The sequence below is a fragment of the Chryseobacterium phosphatilyticum genome, from assembly GCF_002899825.2.
In the GTDB taxonomy this organism is placed as follows: domain Bacteria; phylum Bacteroidota; class Bacteroidia; order Flavobacteriales; family Weeksellaceae; genus Chryseobacterium; species Chryseobacterium phosphatilyticum.
This window is the reverse complement of sequence record NZ_PPED02000003.1, coordinates 474,934-496,193: the sequence shown is the minus strand read 5'-3', so window position 1 is coordinate 496,193 and position 21,260 is coordinate 474,934. Positions and strand designations below refer to the sequence as shown.

Genomic DNA, 21,260 nt, shown 5'->3' with positions numbered 1-21,260 from the left:
TACTATTATGAAAGCCTGGACTTATTTATTATTAGCATTTGCCATGATTACCTCCTGTTCTTCTAATTCCGAATCCCAGAAATTAACCTGGTATAATAATGCTACCATCAACAATATCCTTGAAGACCCGGATAAACCTGAAGAAGTTGTACGTGTGGCCATTGGAATAAGTGCACAGGTCTTTTACCTCTCAAAGAAATCTTCCGATTATAAAACATTGATGGAAAAAGTTAATCTGAGTTTTAAAAAAGGTAAAACCTACAATATAGGGGTTGAAAGCAAAACCAATATGATCAAACAGATCAATGAGGTGAAGTAATCGTTATCTTATCACAGAAATCCCCGCATCTACTCTTATTTCTGTACCATGAATATATGAGGCTTCTTCTGAGGCAAGAAACAGAACTACATTCGCAATTTCTTCCGGCTCTCCTTGTCTTTTAAAAGGTATAGTAGGAATAATATCCTGAACAGCACTCTCTATCTGTTCTGTAGTCAAACCTGTATTATTAAAAATATTGGTTTTGATATGTCCGGGACTGATTCCATTAACCCTTATTCCACGTCCGGTAAGTTCCACAGCAAATGTTTTAATAAATGATTGTGTAGCAGACTTTGCTGCTGAATAGATTGAAAAATTATGCATGGAAATTTCAGTAGCCACAGAAGTATTAAAAATAACGGAACTCCCTCTTTTCATCAATGGCAGTATTTGCTGCACCGTGAAAAAAGTTCCTTTTACCAGTACATTGAATAACTCATCAAAATGGTTTTCATCTACATATTCTATCGGAGCAAATTTTCCATATCCTGCATTGGGAAAAAGCAAATCGATCTGATTGGTATATTTTTTAACTTCATTCTGTAAAGTCATCAGATCTTCCATTTTTCCCGCATCGGATACTATTCCGAAGGCGTTCTCCCCCAGCTTTTCCAAAGCTTTATCAACAGTGTCTTTACTTCTTCCGGTAATAATCACAGTTCCTCCTTCTTCAATAAATTTCTGAGCGGTAGCCAATCCCATTCCGTTGGTACCTCCGGTAATTAATGCGGTTTTGTTTTTAAATTTTTGCATTGTTTTAAGTTTAAAATTCTATTGCAAAGATTGAAATAGCTGTAATAATAAAAAATCCGAATCATGTGGAAAATTGTGAAACGATCAGACTATTTGCAAATCTATCTTCACTTTACTTTTATAAATAATTGTCATCAATAAAATTTATCAAAATTAAATTGCACACAATTTAATTGGTTGTATATTTGCATAGTTATTTCATCACCGATTAAAATCCGGGAGTAAATAATCATCAAGTAGTTTAATTAAAAAAAACAAAAAGAAAATGTCATTAATAGAAGATCTTAACTGGAGACACGCCGTAAAAGCATATGATCCGACTAAAAAGGTTTCGGAAAAAGACTTACATACCATCTTAGAATCAACAAGACTGGCACCTACTTCATCAGGATTACAACCTTTCCGCATTATCGTCGTAGAAAACCAGGAACTGAAAGAACAGATGGTAGCAGGAGCTTTAAACCCTGAAGTCATGAGAGATTCTTCTCATGTGTTAGTTTTTGCAGCATGGGACAGTTATTCTAATGAGAAAATTGACAAAGTATATGACTACCATACGGATGTAAGAGATCTTCCGAAAGGTCGTTTTGGAAGTTATACCGATAAAATTAAAGAAATGTACGGAGCTCAAACTCCTGAACAACATTTTGCCCATACTGCCCGTCAGACGTATATTGCCTTAGGAATTGCCCTTGCGCAGGCAGCAGAGCTTAAAATAGACAGCACCCCGGCAGAAGGATTCAGTAATGAGGTTGTAGATGAAGTACTGGGGCTTAGAGAATTAGGATTAAAAAGTGTAAGTCTATTATACCTTGGATATCGTGACGAAGCCAATGACTGGCTATCCAGCATGAAAAAAGTCCGTATTCCAATGGATGAATTTATCATAAAAAAGTAATACCTTCATCGAATCTTTCGTACCTAAATTATGGAAACTCCGAAAACACTTAAATTAGAAAACCAGATCTGCTTTCCTTTATATGTGATTGCCAAAGAGATTACCGGACTTTACCGTCCTTTTCTTGATGAACTTGATATCACCTATCCTCAATATCTTGTCATGATGATATTATGGGAAAGTGATGGTCTTACAGTAAGCCATATCGGAGAAAAATTATTCCTGGACAGTGGTACCTTAACTCCCCTCCTCAAAAGGCTGGAAGCTAAAGGATTTATCAGTAGAAAAAGAAAAAAAGAAGACGAAAGAGTAGTTGAAGTATTTTTAGCAGAATCCGGAAGGCAATTGCAAAAAAAAGCGTGTGAAATCCCGGGAAAAATCCAGGAGAAACTCGATATACAGCCGGAGGAATTGCTGCACCTTAAAGACACAGTCTTAAAAATATTAAACAAAATAGAAAAATAATGAAAACTTTATATACCACAAAAGTAACCGCAACAGGCGGCAGAAACGGTCATGTAAAAAGTGAAAATGGTGTTCTTGATTTAGAAGTAAAAATGCCTAAAGCTCTTGGTGGAGCTAATGACAACTTTGCCAATCCCGAAATGCTTTTCGCAGCTGGATACTCAGCTTGTTTTGATAGTGCCTTGAACCGCGTTATCAGCTTATCAAAAATAAAAACAGGTGAAACTACCGTTACAGCACAGATCAGCATTGGTCAAATTGAAAACGGAGGTTTTGGATTGGCTGCAGAACTGGATGTTAATATTCCCGGAGTTTCTATTGAGGAAGCGCAATCATTAACTGAAAAAGCACACCAGATCTGCCCATATTCTAATGCCACAAGAAACAATATGGAGGTGAAACTTTCAGTAACCAACAACGATTAATCCAATTTTTTTAAGCATAGTTATAACGAAAGGAGCTATTTTCATGATGAAAACAGCTCCTTTTTATTTTTTATTTTCCCACAGATCTCACAGATGGGTACAGATGATTCGTTTATTTTAAAAGACTGATTCGGATATTACTCTCTTAAAAATAGAGTAATTTTGTATCATGGACATTATTGTAGATATTATTTGTCAGGTATATGCAGGACAAAAGTCAGTAAAGACAATCGATTTGGTATTGAATACATTTCTTTCCGGCTACGACAAATTAAATCTGGATTATGCCCATCCAGGACACGACAAAAATTATATTTTCAAAACAGAAGATGAAATGATCCGTTATTTCATTGAAACGCCGTCCATTACACAGACTTTTTACTGGAATAAATACTATGGTAATCCTGAAAAAATCATGGTAGGTGCAAACATTACTGATGATGGCAAACTTATCATGAGCTTGACCCTAAACGGCGATAAAGAAACTGAAAAAAGGTATTTCGATCAGCTCAAAAGTATTTTACAATCAGATATTGGAGTGGTTACATACGTTGAACCGGTAGATTATGAAGATGGAGAGGATTTTATTGTAAGATATGGGATAAACAAGAATTATAACACACTGCTATAATTTATAGCTCATTATTACCTTCTGTCTTTCATTAAATCACTCTTCTGGTAAGCATCTACTTTTTTATAAGAATCATTTTTCTCTTTTTCTTTTTTATCGGAGATGAGTATTCCGAAAAGATGGTCGATTTCATGCTGAAAGATAACTGCTGTAAAACCTTCTACAATTTCTGAATATTTCTGACCTTTTAAGTCTACATATTCAAGCTGAATCACTTTACTTCGGTAAAACTGATCTCTGAACTCAGGAATTGAGAGATCTCCTTCAGGACCCAGATTCTGTACATCAGATTTCCATACAATCACTGGATTAATGAAATATTCTAATGGGGTTCCCTCTTTGTCAAATCGTTGTACCCAGATTATTTTTCTGTTGATGCCTACCTGCGGAGCTGCAATACCTACTCCCCCATCTGTTGACAGCAATGATTCCTTCATTCTTTTAACCAAAACAACAGTATTTGCATCAATAGGATTGATTTCTGAAGAAAAACTCAGAAGGGTTTTATGCTGGTTGGCATCCGTTGTCTGGTAAATAGGTAACGCTGAATTTATATCTCCCTCATTGATAATGGAAAGTTCTTTGGGAGTGAGGTTTTGGGCATTGAGCAGCCCCATACAAAAGATCAATAGAAGAGATATTTTTTTCATATTTTTTGAATGTTATACAAAGATAAATAATGGTCAGAATGTTTTGGATAAAGCCATCGGATTTTTTTACCATAAAAAAACGGGCTAAAGCCCGTTTCTATTCAATCAGAGCAATTGATTGTAATCCTCTGCTCAATCAACATAATTTGCGAGAGTATCATTAAAAAGTTTTGGTCATATCATTCGGAATAATCAGATTAAAGTCCGTTGGGATATAATCTTTTGCAGGAACTTTCAACTCAGGATCTTCAGATTCAAAAACCGAGATTACAGCCATTTTTAAGTCAGGATTTTTCTGTTTAATATACCAGTAAATTCCTCCAAATTCTTTACTGTGATAGTTTCCGTTATAATGAATAAAGGTTTTACCTGCCTGCCAGTTTTTGAGGATAGATTCTGCCATGGTAGCATCTTTTGTGGCCTGTGCAGAAATAAAGTTCATCACTTTTGTTCCTTCCGCATGATCTCCCATCATCGCTTTCATTTCAGGATAACCTGGTGTATCCAGAGTCACCTTAATAGGCAACTGAGCAATATAAGTTTTCTCTTTATCACTTAGTTTGTTCAATGATTCCAGGCCTTCTTTAGCTGTTTGCGAAGCATATTTTCTTGGAATATTGGTAGCGATAAAGTTGATTTTCTTATTTTTAGCAAAGTCAACCAAAGGTTTATAGTCTGTTGCGTAATTATTCCATAAACGGGCTGAATCTTTCAATGTTTTGGCATTAAACTTTCCGCTTAAGTATTGATTCAGCTGAGACTGGTTATCTCTTTCAAACATTTCTGCACCCAGGATAAGCTGTCCGTTTTTCTTTTCAAATAAAGCTTCCGTAATTTTCAACTGGAGCCAATGATTGACCGAACTGTTGTGATTTTCACCAAAGAAAACAACGTCATAATCGGCCAATTCTTTAACGATTTTATCCGTGTTGATCTCCTTCCCTTTTTTATCATAAAACTGATAGGCTTTAAAATTCTGCGCATTGATTAAGCAAAAACCCGCCAGCAAAATCGCTATGAGAATATTCTTCATTTTATTTACTATTTAAATTAACCACAAATTACACAAATATATTTGGCTTGCTTTTCAGAATAAAAAAGACCGCTTTGAATTTTATAAACAAAACGGTCTTATTCAAATCATCTAATTATTATTTTTCCAGAGTTGCTACAAGATCCTTCCACTCCTGAAGTTCTGGAATTCCAGGTTTTCTCTTTCCAAAGAACTGAACGATAAAGTCTCCTTCTTTATTGAATACTTCAATTGCCGTTACCTCTCCGTCTTCAGTAGGCTTTTTAACGATCCAGGCTTCTGCAATCTTCGTTACATCCAAATGCAGGTTAAAATCAGGATCCATTACATTGAACCATTGCTGGTGCCAAAGTGTTTTCTTCACGTTTCCTGTATGGATCTGAATAATCCCTCTGTTTCCTACGAACGCCATGATAGGGGTATTTTTTTCAGAAGCTTCTTCCAAAACATTGACCACTTTAGCATTATCGATTTTCTGAGTAAACCCTTCAGGAGCTAATCGTAAAGCCTGAGTTCTGCTTACTCCGAATTTTCTGGTCATCATGAAGAAATCATGAGTATCTTTTAATTCTGTCCATGCTTTTTTGAATCCTTCAACATCGATTTCAGCATCTGGTTTTTCTGCCTGTTTAGGAGCAACTGCTTCAAAAGTTAAAACCTGATTCTGATCTTCTGCCTTGAATTGATCAACAATAGCATCAAATGCTTCCTCATTGCTGCTTTTTGTCAGGTATATTTTGTGAAGAGCCAACCCGTCTTTACCAAAAAACTGTAAACTTTTCTTATCTCCTTCTACTACTGCAAAAGCAAATTTCCAATGGTTAAGGAAAATTCTAAGATCAATATCTTCCCCTACGAAAAGTTGTGCATGAGGACTGCTAAAGTCACCATTCAGGTAAGTACCTTTTCTTTCATGAACACACTCGTCATTGCGGGTAAGGGCCATTACTTTTCCTAATTGCTCTGCTTCGGTAAGGATTGCCGGAAAATCCGGGTTTAGAATCGTTACTCCTTCTCCTATGCTTGTAGCCAATAATTCAGCTTCGCTTACCTGAAGTTGTGCTGCTGCATTTCTTATTCTTATATGCGGATTTTCTGCTTTCAGAGCTTCCCATTTTTCTTTTAGGTCATTAACTAATATGCTCATTATTTACTTTTTAATGGTTAAAACTGTATAAATTCTATGTATTGTTTCTTTTCCTGTTTTACTTATAATATCTTCCTCTTTTTCAGATATTTTCATCCTTTTAAAATAGCTTTTGGAGATCAGCTGCTCCATTTCTTTATTATTATATAACGTAAAGTCATACTCTGTAAACGGGAGCTTTTCCATAAACTCCTTTTGTCCGAATGTAAGAACAAATGTTCCGTCATCCTTTAAAACTCTGTATATTTCATTTAAAAACTCTACAGGGTTTTTCCAGAAGTAAACGGTATTTACGGTAAAAATTTTATCAAAGGTTTCTTTTTCAAAAGGGAGCTTTGTTCCTTCATACAATACAAAGTTTGCCTGATTATTGAACTCTTCATTCAATTTTTTGGCTTCATTGTGCATTGTTTCGGAAATATCAATTCCTGTATACTTCAGGTTTTTAGCCAAAGCAAAAACACTTTTCAGATGCCCTGCATTTCCGTGTCCGATTTCCAGAATGTGTTCGTCATCATCGATCAGAAGGGTTCTTATACTTTCTAACGTCATGCTGATGTTGGTGGTGTGCATCATCTCACCGATTTCTCTACCTTTTTCTCCCTGAGGATTGGCAAGGTTTTGAGCAAGGATTTTTAATTCTTCTTTTTCCATGGTTATCCAAAAATGATCATTGGGTTAGTAGTAATAGGGTGTTCGCATATGGTACAAGGAAAATTGTAAGCAGCACTGATTTTTTCTGCTGTAAATACATCTCCTGGTGTTCCATACGCAGAAACTTTTCCGGATTTCATCAATAAAATCTTATCTGCAAATTGTGCTGCAAGATTCAGGTCATGCAAAACAACAATCGCGCTGTTTGCTTTTTTAGTGAAGTTTTTAATAATTTCCAGTGCTTTGTACTGGTGTTTGATATCTAAATTGTTCAATGGTTCATCCAGAAAAACCAATTTATGAGTAATTTCATTTTGCAATTGTGCCATAACTCTTGAAAGATGAACTCTTTGTTTTTCCCCACCTGACAATGTATTATATTCTCTCTCTTTCAAATGAAAAATATCGGTTTCATACATCATATTGTTCATGGCCTCCAAATCTTCCTTACCGGGTTGTGCATCAAAATAAGGATATCTTCCCATCATCACCACATCTTTTACTTCAAGAGGGATGTCATTGCTATTGTGCTGAGAAAATTTTGCTTTATGTTTTGAAAGTTCTTTGACATTCCATTCCCGAATGGGTTTATTTTTAAACAGAACTTTCTGATTTCCTGATTTCACCTCGTCAGCCAATACACTGAGAAGACTGGATTTTCCTGCTCCATTAGGTCCTACAATGGCTAAAAATTCCCCATATTCTAACGTCACATCTACTCCATCGAGAATGTGGAACTCTTTATGTTTGTAGCTAATCTGATGTGCTTTGATCATTACAATGATTTTTTAAATTTAACCAAAATCGCAATAAAAATCGGACCTCCCATTAAAGCAGTCAATATCCCGATTGGTAATTCTGAAGGTGCTACAATACTTCTGCTGAAAGTATCTGCTGTCAATAACAAAATACTACCACAAACAGCCGATAATGGCAGAATAAAAACATAATTGGATTTAAACAGAAGTCTCAGAATATAAGGGACAATGAGCCCAACAAAACCAATAGTTCCTGAAAATGCCACACAACTTCCTACCATCAGAGCAACAATAATAATTATTTGTTTCTTTAATCTCTCCACATTGATTCCCAGATGCTGAGCATCTTTCTCTCCCAACATCATAGCATTCAAGGCCTTTCCTTTGGGTAGCAAAATGATATAAGCGATGATTAAAACAATTCCCAGAATAATATTCTTTGTCCAGGTAGCTGCTGCCAGGCTTCCCAGATTCCAGAATGTCAAATCCCTCAGCTGCTCATCTTTAGATACATAAATCAAAAATCCTGTAATAGAGAATCCGATAGCGGTAATAGCAACCCCCGTAAGAAGCATCATCACCACATTCGTTGTGCCACCACTTGTTGAAATCCTGTATACCAGCATCATTGATAAAAAAGATCCTATAAAGGCAGAGATCCCAACCAGTGAAAATTGTACCGTCTCAGGAAGATATTCTTTAAAATGCCCTCCTAAAACAATCGCGATTGCCGCCAGTAAAGTAGCTCCTGATGTAAGCCCTATTAAATCGCCTGTTGCTAAAGGGTTTTTGAAAAGCCCCTGAAGACTTGTTCCTGAAACCGACAACATACTTCCTATGAAGATGGCCATAATGATTCTGGCTGCCCGAACATCCCAAACTACGTATTTATCACTTAATGCTAAACCCGGATCTCCTTGTATTACTTTTCCTAACACTTCAAACGCGGATTTACCACCAAAATCATAAACCCCTGTATTAAGAGACCATACTGCAAGGATAGCAAGCAGTATGGTACTTATTGTCATGTAAAAGTATAATTTACTTTGTGTTTTCAATTAAAAGTTTGTTTAATCCAACTGCTGCTTCTCCTAGTCTCGGTCCGAAACCTGACACTAACCCTCCATCCATTGCGATGATCTTTTTATTTTTCCCGGCATTGGTTTGAGAAACGCCCGGCATTTTAAGAGCGCCTTCATTTCCTCCTGCTCCCTGAAGTCCTGTTTCAAAGAAGAACAGCACATCAGGATTAGCTTTTACCACTGCTTCCGGTGTTAAGGGTTTGAAATCTTCGAAATCATTAACTGCATTTTCCCCGCCTGCAAGCTCAATAAGAGAAGCCATTGGCGTATTTTTACCGGAAACCATCAGCATATTTCCTCTGGCATAGATGAATAATACTTTAGGCTTTTTAGCGATCGGTTGTACTTGTTTTAAATCAGCATCAATTTTATCGTTGAGTTTCTGATAATCTGTGTTCCCTATAGCTTTTGCTATATCAGCAATAAGCTTTTTAGTACCATCAACAGTATATTCTTGTTTGAAAACTTCAGTTTTAATGCCTGAAGATTTAATCTTACCCATTAATTCAGGGTTGATATCTTTATCAGAAGCAAGAATCAAAGTAGGACTTACCGCCATAATCGGCTCAATTGTCATTGATCTTACATGTCCTAAATCTTTAGCCGTAGTCTTTAATGATGCAGGATATGTACTGGTAACATCTGTTCCTACGATTTCTTTTTCGTGACCCAAAGCACTTACAATCTCTGTAATACCACCATTTAGTGTTACGATTTTATTATTGCTTTTAGGAGCTTCGGAAGTTGCTTCCGTTGTATTTTCTTTTGTTGAGCCTTCTGCTTTTTTGCAAGAATATACTGCTACAAGAACAGAGGCTGCAAGGATAAATTTTTTCATGATACTATTATTTGATTATTGTCATAATTATAAAGGCTCGAATTCAAAATTAGGATGACCACGTTCCCCGTCCTGATTTTTCATTTTATTAAACCTGAGCTTAAAGTAAAATCCCTCAGCATCTTTCAATACAAAGAAACGATCTGCATAGACAAATGCACCGGGTACATCGCTTGTTCCTGTGGTTGTTCTCCACTTATCGCCAATAGCTCTCTGATCATTAGAAATAAGTTTGGTTTGATCTACATCGCTTAGCTTAAATGCTTTATAAGCCTGATCCAGATTACTTGCATTCACCTGGTAAGCAGCTACTCCGTTTGCTGTATTGGTAATGATAAAATCTGCATAGAAATAACTTCCCGCACTGCTTGTCCCCATAAAAACTTCATTGGTGAAAGCTGTAAAAGCAATATCCCACTTTTTTTTCTTTGGCTGGATATTCACTGTATTTCCGGAGGTAAAACTGAAAAACTGGAATGTATAGTCCGTATCTTTTGAAACAATATATTCTTTATAATCTGTTGCATTTAAATCAGCATACCTGATTTTATATCCGTTGGGAGCTCTTAAAATCTGAATTTTTTTCCATCCTCTTGCATCCCCTGTTAAAGAGACAGATCCCGGCGGAATATTAGCTTCTGATCCTATTTTCTTTCCCAGGTTCAATAAGTACACAGGATTATCTGCATCATTTTCCTTTATTGTCTCTATCCCTGTTGTCTGGGTCAGAAAGTTACCTGTAGGGCTATCAACATACTGCAATACTGATGTTCCGAAAGGTCCTACCTGTGCCTGGTTCATAAGGGTTTTCACATCTGATTCTTTAACAGCATTGATGTTGGTTGCATTGGGAATTTTAGCTACAGCCATTGCAATCGAGCCGTTAAGAACTACACGATATTCCGTACCTGAATAAAATCCCAGTTCCCAATCTGTTCTTTTATTTATGGATTGATTAACTTTTTTGGTGTCCGGATTGATATCACTTAAGTCAATCCAAACCTGATTGGGTTGCGTAGCTCCCATTATATCAGGATCAGCAACAGATCCAGTAAATGGAGCTACTGATACCGGATCTTCATCGGCCGAAAGACATGACTGTACAGCGGTAATTATGAATAGAAATGAAAATATCTTTAAATACTTCATGATATATTTATTGTTTTAGAATTGATACATTAGTCTTGCAAAATAGCTTCTTCCGTAATAAAGGTTAAGTCGGTCAGAACCTGCTGTATGGGCGTTCCCAACATTGGCAGTACTATTAAGTGAAGTAACATCAAAAATGTTTTTAACTCCTACAGAAAGCTCCAGAGCGTCTTTCCAGAAGGGCTGGCTTACTACAAAATCCATCATATGGAAACCATCTGTTCTCCCGAGTCGGAACGATTCATTGGCCAATACATATAATCTTGAAGGACCGGTGTATTTGTAATAAAGATTAAAGGCTGTGTTGATGTTATTCAGTTTATAAGAAACATTGGCACCCGCCTGGAAATTGTATTGAAAATCTTTCGGAGAACTAACATCCATATCCTGTTTTGAAACAGAGATCCCATTTAACGAGGTTCTTACTCCAAATCGAAACTGATCCTTAACAATGTTGGCATTGGCTGCAAACAGAAGACTTCTGTACTGATCAATATTCATAAACTTGTAAGTAGATGGCCTTTTAACCATTACCATTTCAATTTTATCTTTTAAATCTACGTACAAAGCCTCCAGGCTATAATTAAGCTTCCACCCGTTTCCAGCTGAGAATCCCTGATCCCAGAACAACCCCAGTGAATAACCATTTTCAGGTTTCAAATCAGGATTTCCCTGAATATCATGATTGAGATTGATAAATGAAGTATATAATTCATCATAAGTAGGATAACGGTTGGCGGTTCCGAAAACTCCTCTTAAATTTGAATTCTCCGAAGTTTTCAACCTTGAAGAAAGGGAATAATTAAACTGGTTATCAAAATTTTCACTCACGGATAATCTGGCGCCAGGTCTCAATGAAAATTTGTCAGAAATATTCCATTCTGCAGACAGGAACGTACCATAAGTAAAGATTTTTCTCTTGACACTTTCTTCAAAGAAATCTCCGGCAATCAAAGAAGCATACCCATTGGTATAGTCTAATTCATATCCTAACTGAAAATCAAATTTTTTACTATCTAAAAAGTTACTGAACATCCCTCTGGAATAGATCACATCAGTTTTGTAATATGAATTTTCTGGTTTTTCACTTATTTTAGTTCTGTTAGGAACATCATAAGTATAATCAAAAAACTTTCTATCCTGTTTCTGGTATGAAAAGTCGCCCATATAACGGATATGCCCCAGATTCGTTTGAATATTAAATTGATGAAGCCATCTGTTGGTATTATATTCCCTGTCTGTTGCCAGGTAAGTTGCTCCTCCGTGCCCGTCATTAAGCGGTTCACGGGTTGAAACCGGATTATAAAAATTGAACTTCTCGTTCAGATAAGAAATCTTATAGAAAAACGAAGTCTTATTCTTAGTATATCGTATCAAAGCATTGGCTTCATACTGATCTTTAGGATTCCATTCGTATCCCCTTATCGGCCGGTCACCAAAATATTTATATCCGGCTTTTTCTCCTTCATATCCCATAAACTGGTTATGATTGAAGCTGATATTAGTAAACCAGTTATTATCAATGTTATATCCGATGTTTACGTTCTGGATGTGTCGGCCTTTTCCTCTCTTTCTAAGGTTGTAACCGTCTCTTACACTCTCCTCCTGCAAAACAGCTCTGACACTTACTTTCCTGGTACTGCTTTTTTTAGTGATGATATTAATCACACCTGCGAGTGCACCGTTTCCATATTCAACCCCCATACTTCCTTTCACCACCTCAATTCGTTCAATATTAGCCAGGCTGATTTTAGTAAGGTCTATATTGCTTCCTAATCCCGTATCTCCAACAACAGGAATATTATCAATCAAAATTTTAACGTAGTCACCACCAAGTCCCATGATATTTGCTGTAGAATTCCCGGAATTGGTATCAGGAGTAATTTGTATATTAAGAGTCTGATTAAGGACGTCAGCAGCATTGGTAGCTGCCATATTCTTTATTTGCTCAGCATCAATAACTTCAACTTTATAGATAGACTTATTGATAGATTGCTGCATATATTGTCCGGTAATAACAACTTCTTCAATTTTCTTTTGATTAAGAGAATCCTTTTCTTGAGCATTCATCCAGAAAACCATGGATAACGACAGAATGGAAAGCACTTTCTTCTTCATAAGGGTACAAATTTTCGACAAATATAAAACTTTATTTAGAATCATTAAAAATAAATACATATTTTTGTGGAATAATTCTAAATAAAAATAATGTTATGAAATTAAAACTACTTTTAACATCTCTAGTATTTACAGCTTTCACAGCCAATGCTCAGGTGTCTAGTATCAATGAGAATTTTGATAACTTCACTTCAGGAAATACAACTTTCCCTCAGGGTGGATGGTCTGCAGTTGTTGCCCCGATGGTTATGGGTAACGCTCCATTTCCTGTTCCTCCAAGAATGATTGTAACAACTGATTCAAACAAAGCCGTTCAATCGTATTCAGGAACTAATGATACAGGTGTATCTTACTTGATTTCTCCACAAATCCAGACTCCGACAGGAAATAAAACACTAACCTTCAAAACAACTTTAGTGGCTCCTTCTCCCGGACCTGGAACAATTCAGATTGGGGTGGCCAGCAGTACTTCGGATATGTCTACTTTTGTTGCCGTAGGAAATCCTATTAATGTAACAACGATAGGTACAGTTCAAAATGTAAGTGTTCCTATTCCAGCTTCAGCCGGTTCGTATCTTGTATTCAAATTCACACCTTCGACACAACATGTAGCAGTTCAGGTTGATGATGTTGTTTATGACACCTCTTCATCATTGGGACTTAACGAAAAGGCAACAGCGAATAATGAATTCAAATTTGCGATCAACAGAGACAATACTGCATTAACGTTTGTTACTAAAAAAAATCCTAAAACAATTGTAGTGTATTCTGCAACAGGACAAAAAGTTAGCGAAGGAAAGTTAAACGGTCAACATTTCGATATCAGCTCACTACAGACAGGAGTTTACTTTCTGAATATTGAAACAGCAGATGGAAAAACCGTTCAATCAAAATTTATCAAAAAATAAATTATCAGACTGTTATATATCTTTATAAGGCCGGTAGAAAATATTCTACCGGCTTTTTTATTGTTTTTTCATGTATAAACATTAATCAGACAAAACAAAAATAATATTTTTATTTAGAATCATTAAAAATAAATATTTAGTTTTGTAGAATCGTTCTAAATAAAAAAACGAGTAAACAAAACAACTATGAAAACAAAATTACTTACCGTATTTTCATTACTGGTAGGCTTTCTGGGATTTTCGCAAACAGAAGTCTATTTTAAATACGATGAGGCAGGAAACCAGAGGTACCGAGGGCCCAATTCTGCCGCCAAACAAGTGTCTGAAAAAAAAACAGAACTTTCCAAACCTCCAGCCCTTGCCAGAGAGTTACCTTTAATGGATGAAATAACGTTCTGGAAGCAAATAAGATTGTACCCTGTCCCGGTAAATGATTTTCTTACGGTTGACTGGACTGAGGAAGTCAACGGTCTTATAGAATCGGTTTCAATTTACCAGCACAGTACGATCCACTGGAAATTTCAGCAACAAAATACTCCGGATTTAAACCGTCAGATCAAAATCAATATGACAGGATATGAATGGGGTGTATACGTGCTGCATTTTACTTTAAAGGACGGAAGAGTCTTTAGCAGAAACATTACAAAAAGATAGAAACTATGGATATCGTAAAAGTAATGATAATCTTTTTACGGCCTTTCTTCTATCAACATTATCTAATAATCATGCAAACATTAAACAAATGAAAGTTATTTCATCATTGATACTTTCCTTATGTTCTGTATTGTCTTTTTCTCAGACAATCCCGGATCAGAAAGGAAAGGCGACGGGAACCGTTCGGAGTTCCCAGTCTGCATCACCTGGAAAAGTGACTTCTTTAAAAACTTCAGAAGTCCACCATTTTTCCGGTAAACAAGCTCCAAAAGGAATCCTGACTGATTCGAATGCAGGAGCTGATAACCCATCCGGAACAACAGCCCCGGATGGACAAAGTTACCACGATACAAAAGGTAAAATAGAGGTTACCGGTACCGGACAACTCCAGTTTACCTTACCAATCTCACTTCCTCCCGGAGTGAAGAACATCGCTCCACAGGTCAATCTGATATATACAAATGGTGCCGGAAACGGAATCGCCGGGTATGGATGGAATCTTTCCGGAATTACTTCTATTTCAAGAACGGGAAGAAACATCGAAAAAGATGGGGCAGTAAAAGGGATTAAACTTGATTATACAGATTATTACAGTTTTAACGGGCAAAGATTAATCTTAAAATCAGGAGAATACGGGAAAGACGGTGCAGAATACGTTACAGAGAAATTTTCCAATATCAAAATCAAATCTATAGGTGCCATCACCGGTCAACCATGGCAGGGTCCTGAATATTGGGAAGTAACCTTTGAAGATGGTTCGCAAGCCTGGTACGGATCTGCAACCTCGGCCAGAACTCCGATGGAATATAATATTGTAAAGTGGAAAGACCCTCACGGCAACTACATTGTCTATAATTATTCCCAAGGCTCTGCCAATAATGTTGCTGTTCTTGCCAATGTAGAATGGGGAGGTAATGAAACAATTGGCAAAGCTCACTTTAACAAGATTGAATTTAATTACGGAACCCGTGATATCAAGGAATCTTCATACGTCAACGGTGTCCATTTCCTTCAGGATAAATTACTTAATAACCTTATCATTTATACCGATGGAAAACTGTTTAAATCCTATGAAATTACTTATAAAAAATCAGGATCAAATTATCAGTTTGTAGATCGTATAAAAGAGAAAAATTCTGCAGGAGAATCTGCTAACCCTGTTATATTTTCTTATGAAAATACAGCAATAGCCTCCAATAAAGAATATAAAGCTGAACGTTTTGATGACCTGTATGAGAACAAAAATGATATCATAGGTGCGGATTTTAACGGAGATCAGAAAATAGACTTTGTATATAAGGACATTCTGGTTTCTGACCGATACAACAATCAGGTAAAGTATCCGTTGGCCAATATTCTCGGGAGAAAATCTTCCGCAGGAAAAGCCATTCACAACGGTGAACTTTTGGGATATAGTGTTTTAAACACTCTTGAGATCGTGGGAGATTTCAGCCCGCAAAATTATGCTGTAAAATTCAGACAATACGATCTGTCTAACCAAACGGCCAACTTAATTAAGGACAAATCAATGCCACTGGTTCAGATCAGCCAGATTCTGGAAATGGGTGATCCTGAGGTCGAAATATATTGGGGGCAGCCTTTTGCAGCAATCACTAAAGATGTGCATGATACCGACTTTATAGGAGACGGTACCTCCCAGATGTTGTTCAAATACAGTTTAAGCCAAAAATCGCCTTATCTTCCCGGAAACCGTTATGTAGAAGTACTTAACTCTTACTTTTATTACAATCCGGAAACCAACCAGTGGAAAAGTCTTTATAAAAAAATATTGAGACATTCCACCGTTAAAGTGGGAGATTTTGACGGGGATGGAAAATCTGAAATTTTTGAATACAGAACAGATGGGAGCTATCATATCTGGAAATTTGAAAATGATCAGTTCTCTGTTGTACAATCCGGAAATAATGTAAAGTTAACTGACTCAACTATTATTGGGGATTTCAACGGAGATAAGAAAATTGATTTTTTGACTCCTGACGGATCAGAAAGTACAGGATGGAATCTATATGTGTCTAATGGCAAAGGATTCCAGGGACATTATTATCCTGATCTGATCCTATTTGAGCCATGGAGAGTAGGTGCACCCAGAAAGAAAAGACAAACCAGCAAAAGCTATCTGGGACTAGATACTAATAACGATGGCAAAACCGACATTCTGGTATTTGAATCTCAGCTATGGTCAAGAGACGGTGTCTTTGACTGGAACAACCCTGATTCCAGTTTTGGAATTTCAAGGTTGATCAGTGATGGTAGTAATCCTGACGGAAGAATTAATTTCAGGTATGTAACAGACTACACTCCTGTAGAGTTAAATCAGAATATTGAGACCTTAAACTTCTCTATGTACGGGGAGCATTATCTGCCCATATTAGGAAACAATATTCTTCAGAATAAAATCTACATCACCCATAAAACAAAATTGATCAGTATCAATTTTGAAGATGTTACCAAAGCATCCCTTATTAACAAGGTATCTCAGGACGGAATAGACACCAATATCGTGTATAATCAGCTAGACGAAGCTTTACAGCAGTCTTCTGCCAGCCAGTACCTGTATCCTTACTTCAGACTTAAAGTAAATCCTAATTACTATCTTGTCAGCAAGCTTATTCAGGGGAATAGAAAAATGGATTACAAATACCGTGATTTTGTTATCCATCTGAAAGGCAAAGGAATGTCTGGTTTTAAACAATCAGCCAGATCCTCATGGTATACTGACAACCTTGTCAATACCAAAATATGGAGCGGAGTGGAAACAGATCCTTTCAACGATGCAGTACCTGTTAAAGAATGGAGCATTAAAACCAATGCGGAAAATGCTATTTTCCCGGCTGATATTTCAGAAAACAACAATCAGTTGTTATCATTCAAGTCCAGTCTGTATAGCTTTGATAAATTGCTTAACGGTGCGCTTGTAGATATCAATACCGTTTCATCAGCTGATAAACCTAAAATAATCAGTGCAACGATTCCTGTACAGACAGTTACAAAAGATTTTCTGAAGGATATTCGTACTCAGATTGATATTGTTTATAACAAGACCTATTATCTTCCTGGCAAAACAACTACGAATATTAACAATGGTTTTTCTGTTTCAACCAGTGAACTTAATTATTTCAATAATGAATCTGGCATCGGAAAAGATTATTATGTAGGAAGACCAAAGCTTCAGATTGAAAGAGCAAAGGTATACAATGACGAGAAAATAAGCTTAACAGAATTTACGTATCAAAACAACCTTTTAAAAAGTAGCGGTACTATCCTGGGCAATAATTTTGATGATAACTTTTTACAAGAATACATCTATGATGGTTTTGGAAATGCAATAGAAAAGAAGGTGACTACTTCTATTGATATGAAGTCAAAAACTGAAAAGACTCTCTACGATCCAAAAGGAAGATTTATTGTAAAAAAGACGGACCATCTAGGACTTGAAACTACTATTGAATATAATGATGAGGGACAGGTTACAAAACATACCAATCCGCTTGGAGTTGTTCTTACCAAAGAATATGATGCATGGGGAAAACTTCTGAAATTTAAAAATAACCTTACCGGGGTATCTACCTATACCTATGAAAAAATTGCCAATACCGGGCATCTGAAAATAACAGAGTATCAACCAACCGGAGATGTAGGAATAACTTTCATCAATAATTGGGGACAAAGTTATTTATCCACCACTAAAAAAGTGGATCAGGGCGAGTATGTTTCTATAAAAACAATGTTTGATGAACTGGGAAGAAAGACGGGTGAGTCAGAGCCTCATTCCGGTGGTCCCTTCCCTATGCGATGGAACACGATGGAGCTTGATGATTATTCAAGAACGATAAAAACCATTTCATTTACAGGAAAAGTCGTTGAAATAGCATACAATCAAAGAACGGTTACTACGACGGAGCTTGGAACAGGAAACGGAGCTTCCGGAGGTAACAACCGCTTTAAAAAGCAAATTAAAGATCCTCTTGAAAATGTTATTTCTTCAGAGGATCAGGGAGGAGTTATAACGTATAAGTATAATGCAGCCGGTAATAATACCGAGGCAAATTATCAGGGAAATATTGTTAAAACCGCTTACGATATCTATGGAAATAAGACTCGTTTCGAAGATCCTTCAAATGGGGTGTACGAATATGAGTACTATGGATTTATGGGGGCTGTTTCTAAAATTAAAAGCCCTAAGGGAGAGAAAACTTTTGAATACAATACCAAAGGACAGCTCATTAAACAAACAGAGAAGACGGCTTCCGGAAATGATACAGATAAAAGCATCACTTTTACCTATAATGACAAAGGACTTATTACTCAAAAGACAGGTACATCCAAAGGAAATCCTTATTCTTCCAACATTGTATATGACCCTCAGGGAAGGATTGTCTCTTCTTCAGAAAGCAGCAACGGCCGCAACTTCGCAAGCCTGAATACAATTTATGATGATAAAGGAAGAGTAACGTCTTATGAAAAACAACTGCAATCTGCCGGAATAACCACCAAGATTACTATAGAAAATGTATATAGTCCATGGAACGGAGAGTTATACCAGATAAAAGATAAGAATTCCGGTAAAGTACTATGGGAATTGGAGAGCACAACGGATAAAGGACAGATTGTGAAAGCTAAATTAGGGGCTACCACGATTACCAACGGTTATGATTATAATAACTTCCTGGCATCCATCAACCACTCTTCAGCAGCTAAACCATCTATTCTACAGGTATCTTATACATTTGATGCTATCAAAAATGAGCTTAAAAACAGAACCACAGGAGGAGATTTCAATATTGTTGAGCAATTCGATTATGAGGATCATAACAGACTCGTTAACTGGACGAATCCGGTTACAGGAATTAAACCTTCAGCGACCAGAAATATTTATGATGTAAAAGGCAGGATTACTCAAAATGATCAGGTAGGAACCATTAAGTTCCAGAATACAGCCAAAATGTACCAGCCTACTGGTATGACGCTAAACGGGGAAGGAACTCAAAATTATAACAATGATCTTATTCAGACCATTACCTATAATGAAAACAATGACCCTGTTTTCATCGATGGAGAGAAAGGAGATGCTGCGTTCCAGTATGGATTGACAGCTATGAGACAAAGAGTAACCTATGGTGGTAATTTTGGATCCGATGCAGAGGGTAAATTCACTAAATTTTATAGTGAAGACGGAAACTTCGAGGTATTGAAAGACAATACAACAGGTAAAGAAAAACATATTCTTTACGTTGAAGGAAGTCCTTATGAAAGTGATATTATATTCCTGAAAGATTACAATGAAAACACAGGGTCGTATAAATTCCTGCACAAAGACTATATAGGAAGCATATTAGCGATCAGTGATGAAGCAGGAAACAAACTTGAGCAAAGGCATTTTGATGCTTGGGGTAACTTCACCCATCTTCAAATAGGAAATGGAGCTATTATTACAGACAAGCAACAACTATTAGCTGCTAACCTTCTTATCGACAGAGGGTATACCGGACATGAGCACTTTACGGAAATAGGAATTATTCATATGAACGGGCGATTGTATGATCCGTTACTCAGAAGATTCCTCAATGCAGATGAAAATATTCAGGATCCATACAATACTCAGAACTATAACAAATACGGGTATGTTCTGAACAATCCATTGATGTATAACGACCCTAGTGGTGAAATTGTATGGTGGGTGGCAGCAGGTATTTTTGCTGTTGTATCACACGCGGCACAAAGTTATATTATGAATCAGCCTATGACCCTCCAGGGGTTGGCTCATTCATTGATCATGTCTTATACGAGCAGTGTCATTTCCATGGGGATCGATCAGGTCTTCCAGGTGGCAAGCACCGCGCTCAATTTTGGAAGTCTTGGTGCCAAAGCAATGTCTGTCCTTGCTAATGGGGTAAGTGGTTCTATCAGCTCTCTTATGGGAGGTGGCGGAAATCTTGGAAATGCATTTATTACAAGCATCATAACAAGTTCTCTTAGCAAAGGTATTGAATTCCTGGCCGCTTCAGGAGGCTCTTCTTCTTCCGGAGCAGGGGCAGGGGTAAATACAGGAATCAGTGGTAGCACCGGAAGCAGTACTGCTTCTCAGGGAGCCTCGGAATCTTACACCATAGATAATACTATTACTGTTACTCTTCCGGAGGTTATTCTTAAGAACAAAGCAACGTGGCAGAGAGATCTGGCGAACCATATTACCTCCAGTGTTGCTAATTACTGGGCAGATTATAACCTGCAGCAAAGCAGAATAAGACTTGGGAATGCGATTGCCAATTCCAGAATAGCTCAGGAAATAGGAGCTTTTGAAAAGTTTTTATTTTTAGATTTGCCGTTGTCCTTCGCCGGAGGTGAACTTGCGGTGATCGGATGGAGAACATTGGGAGTAGGCCGATTTTTAACCGGTTCTCTAAGTAAACTGACTACTACAGAAGGGTTTCTTGGAGGCTCAATAGGTGTAAAACTACCTTTTAATTTACGGGTCGGATTATATGCGTCCGACAAGACAATAACTTATGGATCATTTAGATATAGCACCCTTGCACCAAGAGCATTAACAAGATATCAATGGTTTGGAAGAAATATGCTTCAGATCACAACAGATTTCCAGCCTACATTAGGAACATGGTCATCCCAGATCATTCCCAAGGGAACTACTCTGAGAATAGGTTTGATAGGCCAACAACCTGGAAACGGATTTGGAACATGGCTTCAATTGTATGCAACTGACAGTATAAAGTTTATACCTTAATAATAAAAAAGT

General features: G+C 36.9%; 18 protein-coding genes. 8 read left to right on the top strand and 10 right to left on the bottom strand.

Going from position 1 to position 21,260, the window contains the following annotated elements; all coding sequences use genetic code 11:
• The first annotated feature begins 7 nt into the window (after positions 1 to 7).
• Complete coding sequence (locus C1631_RS14155) at positions 8 to 319, top strand: hypothetical protein (RefSeq protein WP_103249135.1); 312 nt, start codon at positions 8 to 10, stop codon at positions 317 to 319.
• Positions 320 to 322: 3 nt separating this feature from the next.
• Here the strand turns inward: C1631_RS14155 and C1631_RS14150 are convergent, their stop codons facing one another.
• Positions 323 to 1,075: an SDR family oxidoreductase gene (locus tag C1631_RS14150; protein ID WP_103249136.1), complete on the bottom strand. Its 753-nt coding sequence runs from the start codon at positions 1,073 to 1,075 to the stop codon at positions 323 to 325.
• Between the two features lie 265 nt (positions 1,076 to 1,340).
• Between C1631_RS14150 and C1631_RS14145 the strand changes: the two genes are divergently transcribed.
• The 4 genes from C1631_RS14145 to C1631_RS14130 all read left to right on the top strand — a co-directional run bounded on the left by C1631_RS14145 (position 1,341) and on the right by C1631_RS14130 (position 3,494).
• Positions 1,341 to 1,973: an NAD(P)H-dependent oxidoreductase gene (locus tag C1631_RS14145; protein ID WP_109712871.1), complete on the top strand. Its 633-nt coding sequence runs from the start codon at positions 1,341 to 1,343 to the stop codon at positions 1,971 to 1,973.
• Between the two features lie 30 nt (positions 1,974 to 2,003).
• A complete protein-coding gene (locus tag C1631_RS14140; RefSeq protein ID WP_109712869.1) occupies positions 2,004 to 2,438 on the top strand; it encodes a MarR family winged helix-turn-helix transcriptional regulator in 435 nt (144 codons plus the stop codon).
• A complete protein-coding gene (locus C1631_RS14135; RefSeq protein WP_103249139.1) occupies positions 2,438 to 2,863 on the top strand; it encodes an organic hydroperoxide resistance protein in 426 nt (141 codons plus the stop codon). Before C1631_RS14140 ends, C1631_RS14135 begins: the two co-directional genes overlap by 1 nt.
• Before the next feature lie 169 nt (positions 2,864 to 3,032).
• Entirely contained in the window at positions 3,033 to 3,494 is a 462-nt protein-coding gene (locus C1631_RS14130) for a hypothetical protein (protein ID WP_109712867.1), read from the top strand.
• 14 nt (positions 3,495 to 3,508) lie between these two features.
• Here C1631_RS14130 and C1631_RS14125 read toward each other — a convergent pair whose 3' ends face one another.
• The 9 genes from C1631_RS14125 to C1631_RS14085 form a co-directional block, all read right to left on the bottom strand.
• Positions 3,509 to 4,144 carry a peptide deformylase gene (locus C1631_RS14125; RefSeq protein ID WP_109712865.1) on the bottom strand — a complete coding sequence of 212 codons (636 nt, stop codon included), beginning with the start codon at positions 4,142 to 4,144 and terminating at the stop codon, positions 3,509 to 3,511.
• Positions 4,145 to 4,304: 160 nt separating this feature from the next.
• Positions 4,305 to 5,177, bottom strand: coding sequence for a ChaN family lipoprotein (locus tag C1631_RS14120; protein WP_109712863.1), 873 nt, complete (start codon positions 5,175 to 5,177; stop codon positions 4,305 to 4,307).
• A 118-nt stretch (positions 5,178 to 5,295) separates the two neighbouring features.
• The gene (locus C1631_RS14115) at positions 5,296 to 6,324 is read right to left on the bottom strand and encodes a hemin-degrading factor (protein WP_103248852.1); all 1,029 of its coding nucleotides are present in this window, start codon (positions 6,322 to 6,324) and stop codon (positions 5,296 to 5,298) included.
• Between the two features lie 3 nt (positions 6,325 to 6,327).
• Entirely contained in the window at positions 6,328 to 6,978 is a 651-nt protein-coding gene (locus C1631_RS14110) for a class I SAM-dependent methyltransferase (protein WP_103248851.1), read from the bottom strand.
• A 2-nt stretch (positions 6,979 to 6,980) separates the two neighbouring features.
• Positions 6,981 to 7,754: a heme ABC transporter ATP-binding protein gene (locus C1631_RS14105; RefSeq protein WP_103248850.1), complete on the bottom strand. Its 774-nt coding sequence runs from the start codon at positions 7,752 to 7,754 to the stop codon at positions 6,981 to 6,983.
• Positions 7,754 to 8,794 carry a FecCD family ABC transporter permease gene (locus tag C1631_RS14100; protein ID WP_109712862.1) on the bottom strand — a complete coding sequence of 347 codons (1,041 nt, stop codon included), beginning with the start codon at positions 8,792 to 8,794 and terminating at the stop codon, positions 7,754 to 7,756. The genes C1631_RS14105 and C1631_RS14100 overlap by 1 nt, the downstream gene beginning before the upstream one ends.
• Positions 8,778 to 9,656 (bottom strand): heme/hemin ABC transporter substrate-binding protein, encoded by an 879-nt coding sequence (locus C1631_RS14095; RefSeq protein ID WP_109712860.1) that lies wholly within the window; start codon positions 9,654 to 9,656, stop codon positions 8,778 to 8,780. The genes C1631_RS14100 and C1631_RS14095 overlap by 17 nt, the downstream gene beginning before the upstream one ends.
• A gap of 27 nt (positions 9,657 to 9,683) precedes the next feature.
• A complete protein-coding gene (locus C1631_RS14090; protein ID WP_103249241.1) occupies positions 9,684 to 10,805 on the bottom strand; it encodes an HmuY family protein in 1,122 nt (373 codons plus the stop codon).
• A 15-nt stretch (positions 10,806 to 10,820) separates the two neighbouring features.
• Complete coding sequence (locus C1631_RS14085; protein WP_109712858.1) at positions 10,821 to 12,923, bottom strand: TonB-dependent receptor plug domain-containing protein; 2,103 nt, start codon at positions 12,921 to 12,923, stop codon at positions 10,821 to 10,823.
• A 95-nt stretch (positions 12,924 to 13,018) separates the two neighbouring features.
• On the opposite strand from C1631_RS14085, the gene C1631_RS14080 reads away from it, so the two are divergent.
• The 3 genes from C1631_RS14080 to C1631_RS14070 all read left to right on the top strand — a co-directional run bounded on the left by C1631_RS14080 (position 13,019) and on the right by C1631_RS14070 (position 21,248).
• Positions 13,019 to 13,831 (top strand): T9SS-dependent choice-of-anchor J family protein, encoded by an 813-nt coding sequence (locus C1631_RS14080; protein WP_103249243.1) that lies wholly within the window; start codon positions 13,019 to 13,021, stop codon positions 13,829 to 13,831.
• 186 nt (positions 13,832 to 14,017) lie between these two features.
• A complete protein-coding gene (locus tag C1631_RS14075) occupies positions 14,018 to 14,485 on the top strand; it encodes a T9SS type A sorting domain-containing protein (RefSeq protein WP_109712856.1) in 468 nt (155 codons plus the stop codon).
• A gap of 88 nt (positions 14,486 to 14,573) precedes the next feature.
• Positions 14,574 to 21,248: an RHS repeat-associated core domain-containing protein gene (locus C1631_RS14070; RefSeq protein WP_109712854.1), complete on the top strand. Its 6,675-nt coding sequence runs from the start codon at positions 14,574 to 14,576 to the stop codon at positions 21,246 to 21,248.
• Positions 21,249 to 21,260: the final 12 nt, after the last annotated feature.

Bases quoted from the DNA above. Each gene is read 5' to 3' on its own strand.
- C1631_RS14155 (WP_103249135.1), top strand. From the start codon at position 8: ATGAAAGCCTGGACTTATTTATTATTAGCATTTGCCATGATTACCTCC.
- C1631_RS14150 (WP_103249136.1), bottom strand. From the start codon at position 1,075: ATGCAAAAATTTAAAAACAAAACCGCATTAATTACCGGAGGTACCAAC.
- C1631_RS14145 (WP_109712871.1), top strand. From the start codon at position 1,341: ATGTCATTAATAGAAGATCTTAACTGGAGACACGCCGTAAAAGCATAT.
- C1631_RS14140 (WP_109712869.1), top strand. From the start codon at position 2,004: ATGGAAACTCCGAAAACACTTAAATTAGAAAACCAGATCTGCTTTCCT.
- C1631_RS14135 (WP_103249139.1), top strand. From the start codon at position 2,438: ATGAAAACTTTATATACCACAAAAGTAACCGCAACAGGCGGCAGAAAC.
- C1631_RS14130 (WP_109712867.1), top strand. From the start codon at position 3,033: ATGGACATTATTGTAGATATTATTTGTCAGGTATATGCAGGACAAAAG.
- C1631_RS14125 (WP_109712865.1), bottom strand. From the start codon at position 4,144: ATGAAAAAAATATCTCTTCTATTGATCTTTTGTATGGGGCTGCTCAAT.
- C1631_RS14120 (WP_109712863.1), bottom strand. From the start codon at position 5,177: ATGAAGAATATTCTCATAGCGATTTTGCTGGCGGGTTTTTGCTTAATC.
- C1631_RS14115 (WP_103248852.1), bottom strand. From the start codon at position 6,324: ATGAGCATATTAGTTAATGACCTAAAAGAAAAATGGGAAGCTCTGAAA.
- C1631_RS14110 (WP_103248851.1), bottom strand. From the start codon at position 6,978: ATGGAAAAAGAAGAATTAAAAATCCTTGCTCAAAACCTTGCCAATCCT.
- C1631_RS14105 (WP_103248850.1), bottom strand. From the start codon at position 7,754: ATGATCAAAGCACATCAGATTAGCTACAAACATAAAGAGTTCCACATT.
- C1631_RS14095 (WP_109712860.1), bottom strand. From the start codon at position 9,656: ATGAAAAAATTTATCCTTGCAGCCTCTGTTCTTGTAGCAGTATATTCT.
- C1631_RS14090 (WP_103249241.1), bottom strand. From the start codon at position 10,805: ATGAAGTATTTAAAGATATTTTCATTTCTATTCATAATTACCGCTGTA.
- C1631_RS14085 (WP_109712858.1), bottom strand. From the start codon at position 12,923: ATGAAGAAGAAAGTGCTTTCCATTCTGTCGTTATCCATGGTTTTCTGG.
- C1631_RS14080 (WP_103249243.1), top strand. From the start codon at position 13,019: ATGAAATTAAAACTACTTTTAACATCTCTAGTATTTACAGCTTTCACA.
- C1631_RS14075 (WP_109712856.1), top strand. From the start codon at position 14,018: ATGAAAACAAAATTACTTACCGTATTTTCATTACTGGTAGGCTTTCTG.
- C1631_RS14070 (WP_109712854.1), top strand. From the start codon at position 14,574: ATGAAAGTTATTTCATCATTGATACTTTCCTTATGTTCTGTATTGTCT.